16 protein-coding genes are annotated in these 20099 nt (G+C 69.7%); 9 read left to right on the top strand and 7 right to left on the bottom strand.

Going from position 1 to position 20099, the window contains the following annotated elements; all coding sequences use genetic code 11:
• Positions 1 to 100: 100 nt before the first annotated feature.
• The 8 genes from SNAS_RS03670 (at position 101) to SNAS_RS32335 (ending at position 11620) form a co-directional block, all read left to right on the top strand.
• On the top strand, positions 101 to 3610 hold the full coding sequence (locus SNAS_RS03670) for a bifunctional glycosyltransferase/CDP-glycerol:glycerophosphate glycerophosphotransferase (RefSeq protein ID WP_013016028.1): 3510 nt from the start codon (positions 101 to 103) through the stop codon (positions 3608 to 3610).
• On the top strand, positions 3603 to 5222 hold the full coding sequence (locus SNAS_RS03675; protein ID WP_013016029.1) for a LicD family protein: 1620 nt from the start codon (positions 3603 to 3605) through the stop codon (positions 5220 to 5222). The genes SNAS_RS03670 and SNAS_RS03675 overlap by 8 nt, the downstream gene beginning before the upstream one ends.
• A 34-nt stretch (positions 5223 to 5256) precedes the next feature.
• The gene (locus tag SNAS_RS03680) at positions 5257 to 5970 is read left to right on the top strand and encodes a lysophospholipid acyltransferase family protein (protein ID WP_013016030.1); all 714 of its coding nucleotides are present in this window, start codon (positions 5257 to 5259) and stop codon (positions 5968 to 5970) included.
• Between the two features lie 182 nt (positions 5971 to 6152).
• Positions 6153 to 6866: an SGNH/GDSL hydrolase family protein gene (locus tag SNAS_RS03685; protein ID WP_144300389.1), complete on the top strand. Its 714-nt coding sequence runs from the start codon at positions 6153 to 6155 to the stop codon at positions 6864 to 6866.
• 248 nt (positions 6867 to 7114) lie between these two features.
• Positions 7115 to 8383 carry a hypothetical protein gene (locus tag SNAS_RS32330; RefSeq protein WP_052304891.1) on the top strand — a complete coding sequence of 423 codons (1269 nt, stop codon included), beginning with the start codon at positions 7115 to 7117 and terminating at the stop codon, positions 8381 to 8383.
• Between the two features lie 83 nt (positions 8384 to 8466).
• Positions 8467 to 9924, top strand: a complete 1458-nt coding sequence (locus tag SNAS_RS03695) for an FAD-dependent oxidoreductase (RefSeq protein WP_013016033.1) — start codon at positions 8467 to 8469, stop codon at positions 9922 to 9924.
• A gap of 48 nt (positions 9925 to 9972) precedes the next feature.
• Positions 9973 to 10380: a YkvA family protein gene (locus SNAS_RS03700; protein WP_013016034.1), complete on the top strand. Its 408-nt coding sequence runs from the start codon at positions 9973 to 9975 to the stop codon at positions 10378 to 10380.
• Positions 10381 to 10417: 37 nt separating this feature from the next.
• A complete protein-coding gene (locus SNAS_RS32335) occupies positions 10418 to 11620 on the top strand; it encodes an NUDIX hydrolase N-terminal domain-containing protein (protein WP_013016035.1) in 1203 nt (400 codons plus the stop codon).
• Between the two features lie 142 nt (positions 11621 to 11762).
• Here SNAS_RS32335 and SNAS_RS03710 read toward each other — a convergent pair whose 3' ends face one another.
• From SNAS_RS03710 to SNAS_RS03735, 6 genes are read right to left on the bottom strand one after another with little or no spacing between them, the layout of a single operon-like run.
• Entirely contained in the window at positions 11763 to 12902 is a 1140-nt protein-coding gene (locus SNAS_RS03710; RefSeq protein WP_013016036.1) for a hypothetical protein, read from the bottom strand.
• Complete coding sequence (locus tag SNAS_RS03715) at positions 12899 to 14164, bottom strand: glucarate dehydratase family protein (protein WP_013016037.1); 1266 nt, start codon at positions 14162 to 14164, stop codon at positions 12899 to 12901. The genes SNAS_RS03710 and SNAS_RS03715 overlap by 4 nt, the downstream gene beginning before the upstream one ends.
• On the bottom strand, positions 14161 to 15096 hold the full coding sequence (locus tag SNAS_RS03720; RefSeq protein ID WP_013016038.1) for a 5-dehydro-4-deoxyglucarate dehydratase: 936 nt from the start codon (positions 15094 to 15096) through the stop codon (positions 14161 to 14163). Before SNAS_RS03720 ends, SNAS_RS03715 begins: the two co-directional genes overlap by 4 nt.
• A 24-nt stretch (positions 15097 to 15120) precedes the next feature.
• Entirely contained in the window at positions 15121 to 15984 is an 864-nt protein-coding gene (locus tag SNAS_RS03725; protein ID WP_013016039.1) for a carbohydrate ABC transporter permease, read from the bottom strand.
• Positions 15981 to 16871: a carbohydrate ABC transporter permease gene (locus SNAS_RS03730; protein WP_013016040.1), complete on the bottom strand. Its 891-nt coding sequence runs from the start codon at positions 16869 to 16871 to the stop codon at positions 15981 to 15983. The genes SNAS_RS03725 and SNAS_RS03730 overlap by 4 nt, the downstream gene beginning before the upstream one ends.
• The gene (locus SNAS_RS03735; protein WP_211207316.1) at positions 16871 to 18187 is read right to left on the bottom strand and encodes a sugar ABC transporter substrate-binding protein; all 1317 of its coding nucleotides are present in this window, start codon (positions 18185 to 18187) and stop codon (positions 16871 to 16873) included. The genes SNAS_RS03730 and SNAS_RS03735 overlap by 1 nt, the downstream gene beginning before the upstream one ends.
• Positions 18188 to 18358: 171 nt before the next feature.
• Here SNAS_RS03735 and SNAS_RS03740 point away from each other — a divergent pair, with 171 nt between their 5' ends.
• A complete protein-coding gene (locus SNAS_RS03740; RefSeq protein WP_013016042.1) occupies positions 18359 to 19138 on the top strand; it encodes an IclR family transcriptional regulator in 780 nt (259 codons plus the stop codon).
• A 31-nt stretch (positions 19139 to 19169) separates the two neighbouring features.
• Here SNAS_RS03740 and SNAS_RS03745 read toward each other — a convergent pair whose 3' ends face one another.
• A complete protein-coding gene (locus SNAS_RS03745; protein WP_013016043.1) occupies positions 19170 to 20006 on the bottom strand; it encodes an NAD-dependent epimerase/dehydratase family protein in 837 nt (278 codons plus the stop codon).
• Positions 20007 to 20099: the final 93 nt, after the last annotated feature.

A 20099-nucleotide genomic window follows, 5' to 3' on the forward strand; every position in this document is an offset into this window, starting at 1 on the left:
GGGCGCTGACCGTCCGGAGTGTCGAACCCCTGGGTACAGCTTGATCGCCTAAAGTGACGCCGCCACTGTAGGTGAACGCGGAGCAACCGGGGGGACGCTCATGTCGAGCGACGGCACACGCGCACAACAACCACGGCTGAGCATCGTCATACCTGTCTACAATGTAGAGAAGTATGTGGACGAGTGCCTCGCCTCGGTCGCTGAGCAGGAGTTCCAGGACTTCGAGGCGGTGGTCGTCGACGACGGTTCCATCGACGACAGCGCCGAGATCACGCGCCGCTGGTGCGAGCGCGACGACCGGTTCCGGCTGATCCAGCAGCCCAACGGCGGGCTCGGGCACGCCCGCAACACCGGCGCCGCCAACGCGCGCGGCCAGTATCTGGCGTTTTTGGACAGCGACGACCTGGCCCCGGCCGACGCCTATCGCCGCATGGTCGAGGTGCTCGACGAGACCGGCTCGGACTTCGCCGTCGGCAACGTCCGCCGCTTCAACTCGGTCCGCACCTGGCAGGCCGCGATGTACAAGAACCTGATGGACTCCGAACGACTGTCCACCCACGTCTCCCGGGAACCGGAGCTGCTGCGGGATCACTTGGCGCCCAACAAGGTGTGGCGGATGTCGTTCTGGCGGGACAAGGAGATCAGCTTCCCCGCCGGGGTGCTGTACGAGGACGTGCCCACCGTGATCCCCGCGCACGTGCGGGCCACCGCCGTCGACGTGCTGCCGATCGTGGCGACGCTGTGGCGGGTGCGCGACCGCGGCGACGTGTCGATCACGCAGGAGAAGCACTGCGACCCCCGGCAGGTCCGCGACCGGGTCGACGCGCTGTTGGCCAACACCCGGTTCATCGCCGCCAGCGCCCACCCGCGGCTGAAGGACGAGTACGACGCCATCGCGCTGCGCCGCGACCTGCGGATGTTCTTGCAGCCCTACGCCAACATGGACGAGGAGCACCGCCGCCAGACCCGGCTGCACATGCGCCGCTTCATCAGCGAGGCCTCGGCGGCGGCCATGCGCAAGATCCCGGTCGACGACCGGGTCGCCTACGCGCTCATCGAACGCGACCGGGTCGCCGAACTGGAGGAGCTGCTGCGGGCGCGCCGCGCCCGGACGCTGCGCGACACCCCGGTCGAGATCGCCGGACGCCGCGCGTACCTGGACCTGTCGCTGCGGGGACGCGCCGACCTGCGGCTGCCGGAGCGGCTGTTCGACGTCACCGACGAGTTGTCCACGGTGTCGCGGGTGAGCGACATCCGCGTCGACGGCGACCACGTCGAGATCGACGGCTGGGCCTACGTCAGCCGACTGCACCGCCCCAACCGGCCCGGTTCGGTGCCGAAGGTGTGGCTGGCCAGCGGCAAACTGCGCATCGCCGCGAAGGTGACCTCCCGCGAGGAGGCCCGGGCCGAGGAACAGGCCCACCCGCCCGACCTGGGCTGCGAGAAGGCCGGCTTCACCGCGCGGCTGCCGCTGCGGCGGCTGCGCCGGCTGTGGCGCTGGAGCCGACGCACCTGGACGGTCATGGTCTCGGTGTCCAACGGCGCCATCACGCTGACCGAACCGCTGACCGGGCCGCTGCCGGGGCAGACGCAGCGTCCGCTCATGACCGCGCTGGACAAACAGTGGTGGTGGCGGATGTGGTGGAACGACGAGGGACACCTCATCGGCGGCGCCTCCCGGGAACCGGCGGTGGTGACCGGTTCCGGCGTCCACGCCGACGGGGCCGAGATCGAGGTGACGGCACACGAACCGATCCCCGAGGGCGCGGCGCTGTCGTTCCACCACAAGCACGTCGACCCGATCCGGCTGCCGCTGGAGGCCGACGCCGACGAACCGCGACGGGGCCGCTGCCGGGTGACCCCGGCGATGCTGCCGGGCGTCGAGTCCTCCGAAGAGGACAAGTCGGTGCGCTGGATGGTGAAGTGGGACGTGCCCGAGTCGCCACGGCGGCGGCTGCTGGTCACCGGACTGGGCGCGGTCGCCGCGTCCGGCGACGACGGCCGGACGCTGACCCCCGCCCGCACCAACGATTCCCGGCTGAAACTGATTCACGGTCACGCCAAACCGATCCTGCGGCGGGCCGAGTGGCTGCCCGAGGGCGGGCTGCGGCTCACCGTCGAACACCAGCCGACCCCGGAGACGGTGACGCTGGTGCTGTCGGCGCGCAAGCAGGCCGAGGAACTGGCGGTGGTGGCCACCGAGAACGAGGGCGTCGCCGAGGCCGTGCTGCCGGTGCACGCCGTGGAGTCCTTCGGACAGCGGCTGCCGCTGCGTGAGGGCGACTGGGATGTCAAGCTGCGCACCAACTTCGAGGACACCAAGGTCACCGTGGACGAGGTCGCGGCGGCGCTGCTGCCGTTGCGCTTCGAGCACGACGGCCGCGAGTACGCGCTGCTGGCCGAGGCCGGGAAGAAACCGGTCCTGAAGGTGACCGGGGACCTCGGCCCCGCCGAACGCGGCAAGTCCCACCAGGACCGGCTGCGCACCGGCTACTACCGTCGCGTCCGGGGCAACGACCTCGACGACGCGATCCTGTACGAGTCGTACTTCGGCAAACAGTTCTCCGACAGCCCCCGCGACATCCACGAGGAGCTGACCCGTCGCGAGCACGGGCTCAAACAGCTTGTGGCCGTGAGGGACCGGCAGTTCACCGTCCCCGACGGCGTGACGCCGGTGGTGTACCGCAGCAAGGACTACTACCGAGCGCTGGCGCGGTCGCGGTTCATCGTGACCAACACGCACCTGCCGTCGTTCTTCCAGCGTTCGCCCGGCCAGACCGTCCTGCAGACCTGGCACGGCGTCGGCACCAAGAAGATCGGCATGGACATCGGCAAGATCGGCTTCGCCAACGAGTCCTACAAGGACAACCTGGCGACGGAGACCCGCAGCTGGGACTACCTGATCTCGCCCAACCAGTTCTGCTCGCCGATCATGACCCGCGCCTTCGCCTACCGGGGGAAGCTGCTGGAGACCGGGGCGCCGCGCAACGACATCTTCCACCGTCCCGACCGCGAGGAGATCGCCGCGTCGGTGCGGCAGCAGCTGGGCATCGCGCCGGACCGCAAGATCGTCCTGTACGCGCCGACCTGGCGCGACAACCTGCACAGCAGAGGCCGTTACCGGCTCGACCTGCGGGTGGACCTGGCCGAGTTGGCCGGGAAGCTCGGCGACGGCTACGCGGTGGTGTTCCGCAAGCACTCCAACATCGCCGACAAGCTCCCGGCCCGGATGACGCCGCCGGTCATCGACGCGTCCGACTACCCGGACGTGCAGCGGCTGCTGTTGGTCACCGACATCCTCATCAGCGACTACTCCACGACCATGTGCGATTTCGCCAACACCGGACGGCCGATGCTGTTCTTCACCTACGACCTGGAGAACTACCGCAACGTGTTGCGGGACTTCTACTTCGACTTCGAGGCGACGGTGCCCGGCCCGCTGGTCTTCGACGAGGCCGAACTGGCGCAGGCCGTCGCCGAGGCCGACACGATCCGCCGCGAGTACGACGACAAGTACCAGGCGTTCCAGCAACGCTTCTGCTCCTGGGACGACGGCGGGGCGACCCGACGGGTCGTCGACGCGGTGTTCGGAGACGTGACCCGTGGTTGATCTGCTGCGGAAAGTGGTGCGGCGGTTGCGAAACCGCGACGCCCGCGCCGCCCGCGCGGCGAAGGCCGCCAAAGCCGCCGCCAAGGCGGCCACCGCCCGCGCGTCCTCCCAACTGGAGGCCGGAGCCTGGGGTGCGGCCTGCGAGTCGTACCGGGAGGCGCTGCGCGTCAACGGCGGCAAGAAGACCAGCAGGTACGCGCTGGCCAAGGCCCTGCAACGTCGCTACCTGGTCCCGTTCGAGGTCGACGGCGACACCGTGGTCCCGATCCCGGCGGAGGCGGCCGAGGCGGCGTTCACCGAGGCCCTGTTCGAGTTGCAGGCCGTCGTCGACACCGACCCCAAACGGGTGCGCGCGACGTACTTCCTGGGACGGCACTTCGAGCACGGCGGCCGCTACGTCGAGGCCGCGCAGACCTACCAGCTGGCGTTGACCCGGCTGGAGACGGTGGACGAGCCGTGGGGGCACAGTTCCCGGCTGGCCTGGATGTTTCGGCGCGACTGGGTGGCGCAGCTGCTCAACGCCGACCCGGACGCCGACCCCCGGCTGCTGCGCTCGACCGAGGCTGCCGAAGCGCTGCCGGGCGGGCCGTCGCCGGACGTGGCCGGGTTCATCGACGCCACCGTCACCCACAAGGGCCTGGCGGTCACCGGTTTCGTCCTCGCCGATCGCGGCGACGACATCGACATCCATCTCGACGGCCGGTTCCTGGTCCGGGTGACCGCCGATCCGGGCAAGCGGCTGCACAACTTCGGGATCACGCTCACCCACCGGGTGCTCGACGAGTTCCCCAGCCGGGCGCGGCTGACCGCGTTCACCGACACCGCGGGCCTGGTCAGCAAGGGCGGCGCCGAGGCGATCATCGTCGACGTCCCCGACGGCAGCGGCAAACTGCCCGTCCTGCTCGACGACGGGTACCGGGTCAACAAGAAGGGCCGCCTGTCCGAACCGGGCGCCGAGGCCGCCGACCACGGCCCCCGGTACTTCCGGGCCTACCGCAGGGTCCACGCCGTGTTCGCCGAGAAGCTGGGCAAGCCGCTGTTCCTGGTCTACGGCACCCTGTTGGGCTGCTACCGCGACGGCGCGCTGATCCCCGGCGACGACGACTTCGACGTCGCCTACCTGTGCGCGGCAACCGATCCGAAAGGCGTGAAGGACGAGACCATGGACGTCATGGCCGCGCTGATCGCCGCCGGGTTCGACGTCCGGATCGCCATCGACGGCAGACCGTTCCACCTGGGTGTCGACGGGGTCGGCATCGACGTCAATCCGTTGTGGCAGTACCAGGAGCGGGTGTTCGGCTTCACCGGGCACGCGCTGGCCCGGGAGGACCTGGCGGCGGTGACACCGCTGGACGTCGGCGAGGTGACGGTGGACGTCCCGCGCGGCGCCGAGGCGTTCCTGCGCGACACCTACGGGCCGGACTGGCGCACTCCGGCGCCCGGTTTCCGGTACTACCGTTCCGACGCGGATCTCAAGGAGTTGCGCAAGGCGCGGCTGACGCCCTCGGAGGTCCGCCGGTTCGCCGAACGGGTCGAGGAGCTGCGCCGGGACAATCCGGGCGCGGGCCGGTTCCTCGGCTATGCCGTGCCTGACAACCCGGACTTCGAGTAGCGCTCGCGTCCGCCGCCGCCGGTACGGTAGCGGCATGCCCGAGCTCGTTTACCCGCCGGTCGTGGGCACGGCCAAAGCCGTGCTGCGTCTCATGGACTGGCATATGGACGCCGTCGGCGCGGAACACCTGCCGCGCGCGGGCGGCGCGGTGGTGGCGTGCAACCACGTCAGCTACCTGGACTACATCTTCCTGGGCCTGACGGTAACCCGGCATACCGGACGCTACGTCAGATTCATGGCCAAACGCGAAATCTTCGACAACGCGATCGGCGGGCCGTTCATGCGGTCCATGAACCACATCTCGGTGGACCGGTCCCACGGCGGCGGTGCCTACGCCGAGGCGGAGGCGGCGCTGGGACGCGGCGAGATCATCGGCGTCTTCCCGGAGGCCACCATCAGTCAGTCCTTCACTGTGAAGAAGCTCAAGTCCGGCGCGGCCCGGTTGGCGGTGGCCCGACAGGTGCCGCTGGTGCCGATGGCGGTGTGGGGCGGTCAGCGACTGTGGACCAAGGGCCATCCCCGGGATTTCCGCAGGCACGTGCCGATATCGGTGACGATCGGGGAGCCGTTGCGGCCCAGCGCCACCGACAATCCGGACGACGTCACCGCGGAATTGCGCGAACGGATGTCAACCCTGTCGCAGAACGTCCAGCGAAACTACCCCGAACGGCCAATTGGCGAAACCGACAATTGGTGGCAACCTGCATACTTGGGCGGTAGTGCGCCCGAATCTGAACCTCCCGGATAATCGGTCACCGGGCGGAATCCCCGATTCTTTAGACACTTTGGATGAAAGATGCGAGGCTCGATGGTGGGTGAACGGTGAACGGCGCCATTCAAGGCGCCCTTCAAAAGCGGTCGGGAGGGTGGGTCGCGGTGCGCCGGGTCGTATGGGGGCTGGCAGTTGCGATCGTGGGACTCGTCCTCTTCGTGACGGCGAACATAGGGCTTTCCGCCAACTCGGCGGATCCGCAGCCTCCCGACAAGGACCCGGATCTGCGTCCGGCCACCCAAACCCAGTCCATTTCGGTCATGCCGCTCGGCGACTCGATCACCGGATCCCCCGGTTGCTGGCGATCGCTGCTGTGGAACGAACTCAAGCAGCACGACTACCAGGGCATCGACTTCGTCGGCTCGATGAAATCGGTGCCGTGCGGGCGTGACTTCGACGGCGACCACGAGGGTTACCGGGGCCTGAAGGTCACCGACGCGGCCCGCAACGCGAAGTTCCTGCCGACGTTCAAGGCCAACCGCCCCGACATCGTCCTGATGCACTTCGGCACCAACGACATCTGGCGGCTGCGGCCCGGCCCGGACCCGATCCTGGACGCCTACTCCACGATCCTGAAGCAGCTGCGCGCCGCCAACCCGAGGGTGACGCTGCTGGTGGCTCAGCTGATCCCGATGAGCCCCAAGAGCTGCCGCGAGTGCATCGACGACGTGGCCGAGCTGAACACCGCGATCCCGGAGTGGGTGCGCGCGCACGGCACCAAGAAGTCGCCGGTGATCTCGGTGGACCAGTGGACCGGCTTCGACGTCAAGCGCGACACCGGCGATGGCGTCCACCCCAACGGTTCCGGTACCGAGAAGCTGGCCGCGAACTGGTTCAAGGCGCTGCGCCCGCTGCTCGACAATCGGAACTAGGGGCTCAGAACAGGCCCAGCATTCGCCGCGCTCGGCTCCGCCAGGCGCGGCGATGACATAGGATCACCGTACGATCACGGCACGTGCCGGGTCGGAACCATTCCGGCGCATTACGTGGGGGACCGGTGATTCCTAAAGCCGCGCTCAGGTTCGCTTCCGAGCATGACGGTGAACTTCTGGAGGCCGTCCGGGGCGGCCAGGCCGTGCCGGGGGCGGGTGGTTGCGTGCCGCGCCGGCGGGACAGGGGATTGGCCCGATATCTGGACGCGCTGGCCGAGGGCATCGTGGCGGCCAATCCGCCCGGGGCCGAGCGGCAGCGGGCGTTGGCGCAGTGTCTGGGCACCGAACTGCTGGACGGGATCATCGTGCGGCGCTGGTTCGACGAGCTGCCCGAGGCCGAGCGGGCGATGCTGCTGGACGCCGCCACGGCGTTCACCCGGCGCTGGGTGAGTCCGCAGGTGTTCGTCCGGCTGGAGCCCGCGCACCGCATCATGGTCCACTGTCTGCAGTCCGGCGACGAGGACGACCTGACCGACGTGGTGCGGTACCGCGCCTTCGGCACCCCGACGCGAGCCATTGTGGATTGTGGTCGGGTGTTCGCGGGGCTGCCGCTGTTCCGCAACCCCGCCACCGACATCCCGGACGCCTGCTACGAGATCTCGGCGACCGTCGGGGTGGAGCACCGGCTGAGCGAGTACTCGTGGCACGGCACCCGGATGCGGCTGTCGGGCTACGCGTTCATCAACCACGTCGACACCGACGACCAGGCCACCACGGTGGTGCTGCGGGAACGTTCCAGCGGCGAGGAGGCGGCGGTGCCGGCCCGGCTGCGGCCCTCGCCGGAACTGTCCAGCCAGTTCCACGATGGACTCTACGAGTACGGCTACGCCGGTTTCGACGCCGTGGTCGACCTGGACGCGTTGCCGGGCGATCGGGCGCTGCCCGACGGGCAGTGGGACGTGCTGGTGGAGGTGCGCGCGCACGGCGTCGAGCGCCGGTGCCGGGTGGCCACGCTGCCCGACGGGGACCGGGATCCCCGGGTGGACCACCACCTGCCGGACTTCTCGCGTCGCGGCGCGGGGCTGGTCACGACCTATGTGTCCCATGAGGGGCAGCTGACCCTGTTCGTGGAGACCTACGGCGGTGCCTCGCCGGATCTGGTGCAGCTGACCTGCTGCGAGTCCAGCGGCGTCGGCCTGACGTTGTCGGCCTACAGTGGAATCTCGGACTGGCCGGTGGGGACGACCGCGCGGCTGTGTCTGGTGCGCGGCGACGTGACCCGCACCTTCCCGGCGGCGATGCGGCCCTGCGGTGCCGGTTTCGGTCTGACGGCGCATATCCGGGCCTCGAAGCTGCTGCTGCCGCCCGGCTGGTGGGGCGTCGGACTGCGGCTGACCTGGGAGCACGGTTCCTGGGAGGTGCCGCTGCACGACGCCGAGGGGCGGCCGGTGTGGCTGCGGGGGCGGCGATCGGCGCGCGAGATGCTGGGCCTGGTTCGCGACGTGGTTCGCGCATAGCGTTGTGCGTCACTGGGTATTGACGGGGGTATGACCGCATGGTTTGATTAATTCATCACCTGATGAATTACAGGAGGACGACAATGAATCGCCTCGACAACGACGTCATCATCGTCGGCGCCGGCCCCACCGGACTGCTGCTGGCCGGCGACCTCGCCGCCGCCGGGGTCTCGGTGTCCATTCTGGAAAAGCGCGACACCGAATCCAACCTCACCCGCGCCTTCGCCGTCCATGCCCGCACCCTCGAGACCCTCGACATGCGCGGCCTGGCCGACCCGCTGACCCAGGAGGGCTCCAAAGAGGGCGAACTGTTGCTGGTGGGACGGGCCCGGCTGCGACTGTCCGACCTGGACAGCCGGTTCCCCTACGTCCTGATCACACCGCAGTACCGCACCGAACAGCTGCTGCGCGACCGCGCGCTGGCCAACGGCGCCCGCATCGAGTCCGGCGTCAAGGTCACCGAGCTGACCCAGGACGGCGACGGCGTCGAACTGATCGTCGAGACCGCCGCCGGCACCCAGACCCGCACCGCGGCCTACGTCGTGGGCACCGACGGCGTCCACAGTGTCATCCGCGAGCGACTGGGACTGCCGTTCCCGGGACAGCTGGCCGCCGGATCCATCATGCTCGCCGACGTGAGGCTCAGCGAACCGCCGCCGGAGACCCTGACGGTGCGCGGCGCGCGGGAGGGCTTCGTGTTCATCGCGCCGTTCGGCGACGGCTGGTACCGGATCGTCGCCCGGCACTCCCGTGACACCACCCCCGACGACGTGCCGGTGGACTTCGAGGACCTGCGCTCGCTGGTGCGCCACGTCTTCGGCACCGACTTCGGCATGACCGAACCACGCTGGACCTCCCGGTTCCACTCCGACGAACGGCAGGCGCCGCGCTACCGCGTCGGCCGGGTGTTCCTGGCCGGGGACGCCGCCCACGTCCACTCGCCCGCGGGCGGACAGGGTATGAACACCGGCCTGCAGGACGCGGCCAACCTGGGCTGGAAGCTCGCCGCCGCCGTGCGCGGTCACGCCCCCGAGGGCCTGCTCGACAGCTACGAGACCGAACGGCACCCGATCGGGGCCGCGGTCCTCAAGGGCAGCGGCGCGCTGCTGCGACTGGTGCAGCTGCGCAACGGGCTGGTCCGCGCGGTGCGGGACGCCGTGATGCGGCTCGCGTTGCGCACCAAGAGGATCCGCACCAAGGCGGCGGGCGCGGTCTCGGGCATCGCGATCCGCTACCCGGCCGGGCACGGCTCGGGCGACGCGGTCGGCACCCGGATGCCCGACATCCCGCTGGCGACGGTCAAGGGCCAGTCCAACCGGCTCTACGAGACACTGCGGGGCGGCCGCTTCGTCCTGGTCACGGGATCCGAGGGCCCCGAGGTGCCCGAGAACCTCACCGACCTGGTCGACGTCGTCAACCCCGAGGACGACGACCACACCGCGACCCTGGTCCGCCCCGACGGCTACATCGCCTGGCGCGGCGCGGCGAGTGAGACCCCGAACTGGTCGGCCTGGCTGCGCGACTCCGAGCGCGTGGCCTGAGCCGACAGCACCGGCCCGGCCATGGTGGCCGGGCCGTAGCCTGGGCCGATGTGGAGCTGGATCACCGGGATCGGCATCGGCCTGGCCGTCGTCGCGGTGACCTGGGGTGTGCTGATCCTGCTGGCCCGGCGGCTGCCGCCGGGCCTCGCCCGTGACCTGGCCGCGTTCCTGCCCGACTGCGTCACCACCGTCCGCCTGCTGCGCAAGGACCCCCGGGTTCCCAAGCGCGCCAAGGTCGCCGTCCTCATCGCCGGACTGTGGGTGCTGTCGCCCATCGACTTGATCCCCGAGTTCATTCCCGTCATCGGGCCGCTGGACGACATCCTCGTCGTCGCGCTGGCCCTGCGCTACGCGGCCCGCACGGTCCCGCGCGAGGTACTGCTGGAAGCCTGGCCCGGCAACCCCGAGCTGATGGAGCGGCTGCTTGGCAAGTCGGCCGACGACGAGCCGTCGTGACCGGTCCGGCTGGCGACCACCGACTAGCCTGTTCCCGGTGACGATCCCTACCGCGGGCTCCCGTGAGCTGCGGCTCGCCGCGCTCGCCGACGAACTGCGCGCCGACGCCGCCACCGGCCTGCACTACACCACCGACGACGCCGATGCCGCTCGCTTCCACCGGCTGCGAGGGCTGGCCGCCGCGCTGCTGTCGCATGTCGACACCCGTGACGCCGCCGAGCTCGAGGCGGTCTTCGCCGCCGACTCCGGTCCCCGCACCCCGCTGGCCGGGGTGGTGCTGCTGTTCAACCACCAGCGCGACGGCCTGCTGTTCGTCGCCGACGGCGACACCGTCGGCGTCCCGTACGCGTTCGTCGACCCCGATACCGATCACGACACCGCCGTCAAGGACCTGGCCGCGAAGTACCTGCCGGACGCGGGATTGGTGCCGGTGCCGCACGGGGTGTGCGACAGCATCTCGGCCGGACTGGCGATGCCGCACACCTACTTCCTGACCTATGTGGTCGACCTGACGCTGGTCGACGACGACGCGATCGCCGTCGACCTGGTGCCCGAGGCCGACACCGTCCCGGGCCGCCGGGACGCGCTGACCAACTTCATCCTCGACGGCGCGCAGCGCGATGTCCTGGAGGCGCCGTTCGCCCTCACCGACGAGGTCGCCGCACTGGTCACCGCCGTGCGGGCCCTGGCGACCGAGGGCGGGGTCGCGACCGAGAACCACTACGACGTCGAACGCTTCGCCCACATCCGCGAGACCACACACTCGCTTTTGGAGGGTGTCCGCAACCAGACGGCGTTCACGCCGGTGGAGTTCGCGCACCTGGACGTCGCCACCACCAAGACCTGCGCCGAGATGCTGATCCTCGACGACCGGCGCCGGATCCTGTTGCTGCGGCGCCACGACAACGGCAAGTGGGCGATGCCCGGCGGCGCCTGCGAGGTGGGGGAGTCCTCGGCGGCCACCGCCAGCCGCGAGACCACCGAGGAGGTCCGCGTGGACGCGACCATCGACGGGCTGGCCGGGGTCTTCGACAACAGCCGCATCGAGGACCGGCCGATCCAGCTGCGGACCTGCTTCGTCTACGTCGGCCACCCCACCGATCCCGGCGCGAAACCCGAGACCACGGCCGAGGCCCTCGAGGTCGGATGGTTCGAACTGGACGGCCTGGAAGACCTGCCGGATCTGTGGGAGCCGCATCTGGTCAAGATCACCGCCGCGCTGAAAACCCTTGTCGAGTAACCGATACGGGTCCGAAGGACCCATGAAGCCCGACCGTTCGGACGATACCCGCCTGGGTGGCCTCGTGATGTGATTCACAGCAGCCGGGCGACTTCCCCCGTGGTCGCCCGGTTTTTCCTTGCCCGCAGGACGTTTCCGCTGCTCAGCTCGCGGCGCGCATCGCGTCCCGGATCTCGGTGTAGGCCCGCAAACCGTGCCGTGGCGCCAATCCCAGGTGGTAGAGGTTCAGGCCGCGCACCCCGGCCTCGGCGAGCCGTCCGATGTGGGACGGCAGTTCGTCCAGATCGGCCGGTGGCAGCACCGTCACGTACGCGTCGACCGGAACCCCGCTGGCCATGGCCGACGCGACGGTCTCGGTGGTGGCCGGAGCCGTGGGCCAGGCCGGAACCAGCAGCGCGTCCACGTCCTTGGCGGCCGTGGGCGTCAACCCGGGGGAGGCGCCGGTGGCCCACGGGTCGGGGTTGGCGTGCAGCACCACCGGAACGCCGGGGGCGGCCTGTCGCACCGCCGCCAGCGTCTCGGCGCGCAACCGGTCGGTCGCGTCGTGCCGCACCGACAGCAGCGTCTGAGCCATATCGGACGGAACCGGCCGCGCCGTCTCGGCCGCCTCGCCCCGTACCGCGTCCCGCAGCGCCGCGACCACCGTGTCGGGGTCGAGTCCGTGCCGGGCCCAGCCGGAACGGCAGCCGGAGCAGCAGCACACCGACAGCCACCGCACCGCCGCCGGGCTCCAGGCTCCGCCGGTCTTGTCGTGGTGGCTGAGGTGGTTGACGCCCAACTGTCCACAGGCCTCCAGCGAGACCTCGTGGACGGGCACGTCGCGCAGCACCTCGGCGGCCAGTGTCGCGGCGTACTCGCGCACCTCGGCGTGTGCGGGGCACAGCGCGTACGGGTAGGTCTCGCCGAAACAGTTGGTGACCGCGAGGTCCGGGAACGCCTGCCCGAGCCGGGTGGCGTGGGTCAGCACGATCCACGGTGTCACCGGGATGCCGTTGTCGGTGAGGATTCCGGCAGCCTCGCCATAGGAGTCGCGGCCGTCGACCCAGTCCGGTTCGGCGGGACGCAGCCGCCGCCCGGCCCACACCGACTCGCGCACCGGCCGGTACAGCGCCGCGTACCGGGCGTCGACGACCTGCCGCACCGGATGCAGCGGCGTCGCCGCCCGCGCGGAGTGGTATGCCGCCGCCAGCGTGACGCCGTCGACGTCCACCTCCGCGACCCGGTCGACAAAGGACGGGTCGCCGATGACGTCCCACGGGTAGGCGTGTCCGGAAATCCTCACCAATATGCCTTCCTGTTCGTGAACGACGCGTCGAAGCCACGCATATATGTTTCATCGTCGCGGTCGCGAATGCCGCAGGACCGGTAATTCTCGTGCATCCGGCCCAGCGCGTCGTGGTCGAGTTCCACCCCGAGGCCGGGGGCGCGGGGCACCCGGATCGAACCGTCCTGGAACGACAGTGGCTCGGCGACGACGTCGTTTCCCGACTGCCAGGGGATGTGGGTGTCGACGGCGTAGGTGAGGTTCGGTGTGGCGGCGGCGAGCTGCGTCATGGCGGCCAGGCTGATTCCCAAGTGGCTGTTGGAATGCATGGACAGTCCGACGCCGTGGACCCGGCAGATCGCGGCCAGTTCGGCCGAGGCGCGCAGCCCGCCCCAGAAGTGGTGGTCGGACAGCACCACCCCGACGGCGCGTTTGGCGAACGCCTCGGCGATGTCGGCGAAACCCACCACGCACATGTTGGTGGCCAGCGGCATCGGCGCCGCGGCCGCGACGGCGGCCATCCCGTCGATCCCGGGCGCCGGGTCCTCCAGGTACTCCAGCAGCCCCTCGGTCTCGGCGGCGACCCATATGGACGTCGCCACCTTCCAGGCCGCGTTGGGGTCCAGCCGCAGCGGGTGCTCGGGGAAGGCCTCCCGCAGTGCCCGGATCGCGGCGATCTCCTCGGCGGGCGGGAACACGCCGCCCTTGAGCTTGATGGACCGGAACCCGTACTCGTCGATCATGCGGCGGGCCTGGGCGACGATCCCTTCGGGATCCACGGCCTCGCCCCACGCGTCGGGCTCGGCGCCCGGATGGGCGGCCCACTTGTAGAACAGGTAGGCCGAGAACGGCACCGACTCGCGGACCAGCCCACCCAGCAGGTCGTACACCGGACGGCCCAGCGCCCGGCCCTGGATGTCCAGCAGCGCGGTCTCGAAGGCCGACACCACCCGCGCGACGGTCTTGTCCACCGAGGAGGCACCGGTGAGGCCGTGGGCGTCGGCGTCGCTGACACCTCCCACGACCTCGCCCGCCAGCCGACGCAGCCCGGCCACATCGAAGGCGTCCAGTCCGGTGAGACGCTTCGCCGTGGCGCGCAACAGTTCCAGGTGACCGGAGTCGCCATAGGATTCGCCGAGACCGGAGATGCCGTCGCCGGTGTGGACCTCGATGACGGTGCGCAGCGCCCACGGCTGGTGCACCCCGGCGGCGTTCAGCAGCGGTGGATCGGGGAAGGCGATCGGCGTGACGACGACTTCGGTGATGTCCAGTGTGCTCATGAGGCGTCCTTCGCCGGGTGGGAGGCCAGCGCTTCGCGTCCGGCGTCGATGATGTCGCGCAACCGTCGCAGGTGCTCGGGTGTGGGTTCGACCAGCGGCGGCCGTACCGGTCCCATCGGCAGGCCCGCCAGCCGCGCCCCGGCCTTGACCAGCGACACGGCGTAGCCGGGCACCTGGCCGCGCAGCCGCGCGAACGGCAGGTAGAACTCGGCCAGCAGCAGCCGCGACAACGCCTCGTCGCCGGTGGCGAAGGCCCGGTAGAAGGCCGAGGCGATGTCGGGGACGAAGCACAGGCTCGCCGAGGAGTAGCTGTCGACGCCGATGGCCCGGTAGGCGTGCGCCGACAGTTCCGCCGTCGGCAATCCATTGAGGAATCCGATGTCGCCTGAGCGCGGGTGCCCGCTGGTGCGCACCGCCGTCACCAGTCGCAGCATCGCGTCCACGTCGCCGCGGCCGTCCTTGATGCCGGTGACGGTGTCGATGTCCAGCAGCGCCACCGCCGCGTCGGTGTCCAGGACCGCGTTGGCGCGCTGGTAGATCGTGATGGACAGTCCGGTGGCGGCGGCGACGTAGCGGACGTGCTCGACCAGCCCCGCCGGAGTGGACTCCACAAGGTACGGCGGCAGCAGCATGATGCCGTCCGCCCCGGCGTGCTCGGCGGCCACGGCGAACTCGCGGGCCAGCCGCGGCCCGCCCCCGGCCCCGGCGACCACCGGCACCCGCCCGCCCGCGACCCGCACCGCGCACGACACCACCTGGCGGTACTCCGCCGGGGACAGGGCGGTGAACTCGCCGGTGCCGCAGGCCACGAACAGCCCGGACGGACCCGCGTCGATCTGTGCCCGCAGGTGCCGCTCGTACACGTCCAGGTCCACGGTGTCGGTGGCGCTGAACGGGGTCAGCGGAAACGACAGCAGTCCCTTGAGCTTCATCGGATATCCATTCTCGAGTGGGTTTCAGCCTTTGACGGCACCGGACGTGAGCCCCTTCATGAACTGCCGCTGCATGGCCAAAAAGGCCAGCACCGACGGCAACAGGGCCAACAGCGAGGCGGCCAGCAGCACGCCGAGCCCGACCTCGGGGTCGGAGCGCAAGGTCCGCAGCGCCAACGGAAGCGTGAACTGGGCGGAGTCCTGCGCGACCAGCAGCGGCAGCATGTACTGGTCCCAGATCATGACGAAACCGAAGATGCCGATCACGCCGAGCGCGGGGCGGCACAGCGGCAGCACGATCGTGGTCAGGATCCGGAACTCACCGGCGCCGTCGATGCGGGCGGCCTCCTCCAGTTCGATCGGGATCTCGCGCATGAACTCCGCCATCACCAGGATCGAGAAACCCCACGCGGCCACCGGGATGATCATCCCCGCGAGGGTTCCCACCAGGTTGACGTGCACGACCGGGACGTCGGCCAGCACCACCGACAGTGGAATCGCCAGGATCTCCTCGGGCAGCATCATCGTCGACAGGATCAGCAGGTACACCAGTCGCAGCCCCGGGAACTTCTTGCGGGACAGGGCATAGGCGGCCGAGACGCTGACGGCGATCTGCAACAGCAGCCCGAAACCGACCACGATGAACGAGTTGAGCAGGTACCCCAGCACGCCCCGGTCGACGGCGCGGGCGAAGTTGTCCATGGTGACGTGTTCGGGCCACAGGGTCAGCGAGGTCGGACTGGCGACGGGGGAGAAGGCGCTGACCATCAGCGCCAGCAGCGGCCCGCCGAACACCGCGACCAGCAGCAGGTAGACCAGCCACCGCAGTGGCCGCAGCAGCGGATGCCGGGAACCGGCGAAGCCGAGCGCCGTGTCGAACTGTCTCATGTGGTACCGACCTTCCGGCGGGCGCGGACCGCGAGCGTCAGCGTGACGGTGGCCAGCAGCAGCACGATCGAACCGGCCGCGGCCGTGCCCAGGTCGTGCCGTTCCAGGCCCAGCTTGTAGATCAGGGTCATCAGGACCTCGGTGGAGCCCTGCGGGTCGCCGTTGGTCAGCAGGAACACCTCGGTGAACACCCGCAGGCCCCGGATCGCGGCCAGCGTCAACAGGATCACGAACACCGGGCGCAGCCCCGGGAAGGTGACGTGCCACAGCCGCCGCCACCGGCCCGCGCCGTCGATGGCCGAGGCCTCGTAGAGGCTGCGGTCCACTCCGGCCAGTCCCGCCAGGATGATCATCATGTCGTAGGGGGCGCCGCGCCAGATGCCCACGGCCATGATGGACGACAGCGAGGAGTCCCGGGAGTTGAGGAAGTCCGAGGGCCCCAGCCCGAACCAGCCGAACACCGAGTTGAGAATGCCCTCGGCGCCGGGGAAGTAGAGGATCCGCCACACCTCGGCGACCACCGCCACCGCCACCACGGTGGGCAGGAAGACGGCGGTGCGGATGAACCACAGGTGCCGGGCGGTGCCCTCCAGCAGCAGCGCCAGCACCAGACCCAGCAGGATGGAACCCGCCGTCTGACCCACCGCCAGGACGACGGTGTGCCAGACGGCGGCCCCGAAATCCGCATCGGACAGGACGGTGCCGTAGTTGTCCGTGCCGACCCAGCGGTCGCCCAGGTACGGGCGCACCTCGTGGAAGCTCATCTCGATCGCCCGGACCGCGGGGACGAACTTGAAGGCGGCGAAGATGAGCAGGGCGGGCAGCAGGAACAGCCACGGCGTCAGGCCGCCGCGCAGCCGCGGGAAGCGGACGGCTCGGACGGTCATCAGCCGCCCGCCCGCTGGGATTCGAGCTCGGTGGCGAAGTCCTTCGCCAGTGCCTCCAGTTCGGACTCGGGGTCGGCCTCGCAGTCGGAGGCCACCGCGTTGAAGGTCTTCGCGGAGGACTGCAGGAACGGGGTCCAGTCGGGAACCGTCGGCACGTAACGGCTGGCGTCGGTGTAGATGTCGTTGAAGGTCTGCCAGCGTTCGTCCTTGCGCTCGGCGGCCATGTCGACGGTCGTGTTGATCGGCAGTCGCACGATGCTGCCGTTCTCGTCGCCGTTCATGCCGATCTTCTGCCCGGCGGGGGAGGCGGCGAACTCGGCGAACTTCAGCTGTCCGGCCTCATTGGCCGAACCGGCCATCAGGTAGGTGTTCTCGCCTTCGGCCAGTGCCGTGGCCTCGCCGCCGGGGCCGGCGGGCAGCGGCACCACCTCGACCTTGCCCTCGCCGACCGCCTCGTCGAAGCGGGCCATGTTGTAGGGGCCGGTCAGGTACATGCCGCCGGTCCCGGAGTCGAAGTAGGGGTGGGCGGCGGCGGTCTCGGCGGTCTCGGATCCGGGCACCACTGTCTTGTCGCAGAACGACTTCTGGAACCAGGACAGGGTCGCGGCGGCCTCGGGGCTGTCGATGGCGGGGGCCAGTTTCGTCCCGGAGCCGGAGAAGTAGTCGGCGCCGGACGACCACAGGAAGCTGGACAGGTACCAGGAGGCGTAGCCGCGTTTGGTGGAGCCGGGCACGACCCAGCCGTAGGTGTCGTCCTCACCGTTGCCGTCCGGGTCGTCCTTGGTGAACTTCTTGGCCAGCGCGTCCAGGTCGTCCCAGGTCTTCGGCACCTCGGCGCCGACGGCCTTTCGCCAGTCGGAGCGGATGAACAGCGCGAACGCCTGTGCCGAGAACGGCACCGCGTAGTGCTTGCCGTCGAAGGCTTTGGTGGCGTCCCAGGCCTTGTCGGAGATGTCCTTGGTTCGGCTCACCTCGCCGGGGTCGACCTCGCGGACGATGCCCTGGTCGACGAGGGTGCCCAGCTGGGCGGTGTCGTTGATGACGATGTCCGGCAGGTCCTTCTGGGAGGCGGCCTGCTGGAGTTTGGTCTCGAAGTCGTCGAAGATCGCGGTCACCTTGGTGGGGATGCCGGTCTTCTTCGTGAAGGCCTTGGCGAGGTCCTTGGAGACCTGTTCGGAGGGGTCGCCGGGTGGTCGGCGGGTCCAGATGTCCAGTCGCGCGTTCTCGTCCTGCGGGACCTCGGCCGCGGAACCGGAGCAGGCCACCAGACCGCCCGCGAGAACGGCGGTCACGACCAGGGCAGTGGTTCGGGTCAATGTTCGACGAAACATGACGCTGCCTCGAATCTATATATGTGTACACTTCTCGCGTACATGAATGTGGGGCAAGTGGAAGTTAACATTCATAATGAAGACGGTCAATGCCTCTATGCGAGAATCTCCAGACGGCGAACCGCCGCCGTCTCGGAACCAAAAGTGGGTGCCACCATGCGAAAGACCGACGCGGACAACCCGTCGGTGAAGTCCGCCGAGCGAACCGTGAAGATCCTCGAGGCGCTCGCGGGGTCACCACAGCGGCTGTCACTGGCGCAGTTGCAGGAACGGATGGGCTACCCGCGCTCCAGCCTGCACGCCCTGCTGCGGACGCTGCGCGAACTCAAATGGGTGGAGACCGACGAGACCGGCTCTCACTTCGGCGTCGGCCCGCACGCGCTGCTGTCGGGAACCGCCTACCTGGACCGCGATCCGGCGCTGCCCTACGCGCGCGAGACCATTGAGGACCTGCGCGCCGAGATCGGCTACACCTTCCACTACGCCCGCCGCGACGACGCCCACGTCCTCTACCTGGCCAGCCGCGAGGCCCGCGACTCGGTGCGGGTGGTGTCGCGGGTGGGCCGTCGCCTCCCGGCCCACCTGACGGCGTTGGGGCAGGCGCTGCTCGCCGACCTCACCGAGGCCGAAGTGGACACGATCCTGCCCGCCGAGCTGGAGTCCTACACCGAGAACACCATCACCGACCGGGCCAAACTGCACGCCGAACTCGAACAGGTCCGCGCTCGCGGCTGGGCCTTCGAGCGCGAGCACGGCACCCGGGGTATCGCCTGCATCGCCGCCACTGTGGACTATCGTATCCCCGCCTCGGACGCCGTCAGCTGCTCGATGCCCGCCCACCTGGCCGAACCCGCCGAGGTCGACCGGGTGGCGCAGGCCATCGTGGAGCACACCCGCCAGCTCGCGGCCACTTTGCGCCGCAACGGAATCCGCTAGCCGCCGAGCTTGTGGGGCCGGCCCGCCGGAATCAGGCCCCGCCGAGCTCGGTGTAGCACCACTTGCCGCCGACCCGGACGAGCTCGCGGTCGGCGTCGAAATCGGGCTCCCCGTGTTCGGCGATCAGCTCGGCGGCGTAGTCCTCGGCGTCGTCGACCGGGTGGTATCCGATGGCCTCGCCCTCGGCCAGCGAGAACCAGCGCCGGGTGTTGCGGCTGATGCCCCACAAGACCCGGTAGCCCGGCGACTCGACGGCCAGACACGCCTCGACCAGCCGGGCCCCGTCGTCGGGCGACAGCCACGTCGCCAGCGCGCGCAGGTCGCGCGGCTTGGGGAACCACGAGCCGATGTGCAGCGACAGGACGTCCATGCCGTAACGGTCGGCGAACATCCGCCCCGCCGCGTCCATGGCCACCTTGGACAGTCCATAGTAAGTGTCAGGGCACGGCTCGGTGTCGGCCGGAACCGGAACGTCGGTGCGGGGTGTGAAACCCACGGCGTGGTTGGAGGACGCCAGGATGACCCTGGGCACCCCGGCGTCGCGCGCGGCCTCCAGTGCCAGCAGCGTGCCCCGGATGTTGACGTCGATGACCTTATCCATGGTGGACTCGCCGCTGAGTCCACCTAGGTGGATCAGGGCATCCATGCCCTTACAGGCTTCGGCCATCAGCGCGGTGTCGCTGACCGAACCGATGACGACCTCCTCGTCGGCGGCTTCCACGCCCGCGCCGTCCGGAAGTTCGGCCAACGGCAACGGCTGCCGCAGGTCGAGCAACCGCAGTTTGCGTCCCGCCCGGGCCATGCGGGGTCGCAGCTGCGTGCCGACCTTGCCCGCCGCGCCGGTGATGAGAATGCGCTGTTCCGTCATGATTTCCGCTCCTGAAGGCGAGGTTCGCAGGACCGCTTCACGATAACGCGTTCAGATACTTGGACGAACGACATCCACATGTCTTCCATTGAT

This window comes from Stackebrandtia nassauensis DSM 44728, assembly GCF_000024545.1.
Classification (GTDB): domain Bacteria; phylum Actinomycetota; class Actinomycetes; order Mycobacteriales; family Micromonosporaceae; genus Stackebrandtia; species Stackebrandtia nassauensis.

Bases quoted from the DNA above. Each gene is read 5' to 3' on its own strand.
- SNAS_RS03670 (WP_013016028.1), top strand. From the start codon at position 101: ATGTCGAGCGACGGCACACGCGCACAACAACCACGGCTGAGCATCGTC.
- SNAS_RS03680 (WP_013016030.1), top strand. From the start codon at position 5,257: ATGCCCGAGCTCGTTTACCCGCCGGTCGTGGGCACGGCCAAAGCCGTG.
- SNAS_RS03695 (WP_013016033.1), top strand. From the start codon at position 8,467: ATGAATCGCCTCGACAACGACGTCATCATCGTCGGCGCCGGCCCCACC.
- SNAS_RS03700 (WP_013016034.1), top strand. From the start codon at position 9,973: ATGTGGAGCTGGATCACCGGGATCGGCATCGGCCTGGCCGTCGTCGCG.
- SNAS_RS03715 (WP_013016037.1), bottom strand. From the start codon at position 14,164: ATGAGCACACTGGACATCACCGAAGTCGTCGTCACGCCGATCGCCTTC.
- SNAS_RS03720 (WP_013016038.1), bottom strand. From the start codon at position 15,096: ATGAAGCTCAAGGGACTGCTGTCGTTTCCGCTGACCCCGTTCAGCGCC.
- SNAS_RS03725 (WP_013016039.1), bottom strand. From the start codon at position 15,984: ATGAGACAGTTCGACACGGCGCTCGGCTTCGCCGGTTCCCGGCATCCG.
- SNAS_RS03730 (WP_013016040.1), bottom strand. From the start codon at position 16,871: ATGACCGTCCGAGCCGTCCGCTTCCCGCGGCTGCGCGGCGGCCTGACG.
- SNAS_RS03740 (WP_013016042.1), top strand. From the start codon at position 18,359: ATGCGAAAGACCGACGCGGACAACCCGTCGGTGAAGTCCGCCGAGCGA.
- SNAS_RS03745 (WP_013016043.1), bottom strand. From the start codon at position 20,006: ATGACGGAACAGCGCATTCTCATCACCGGCGCGGCGGGCAAGGTCGGC.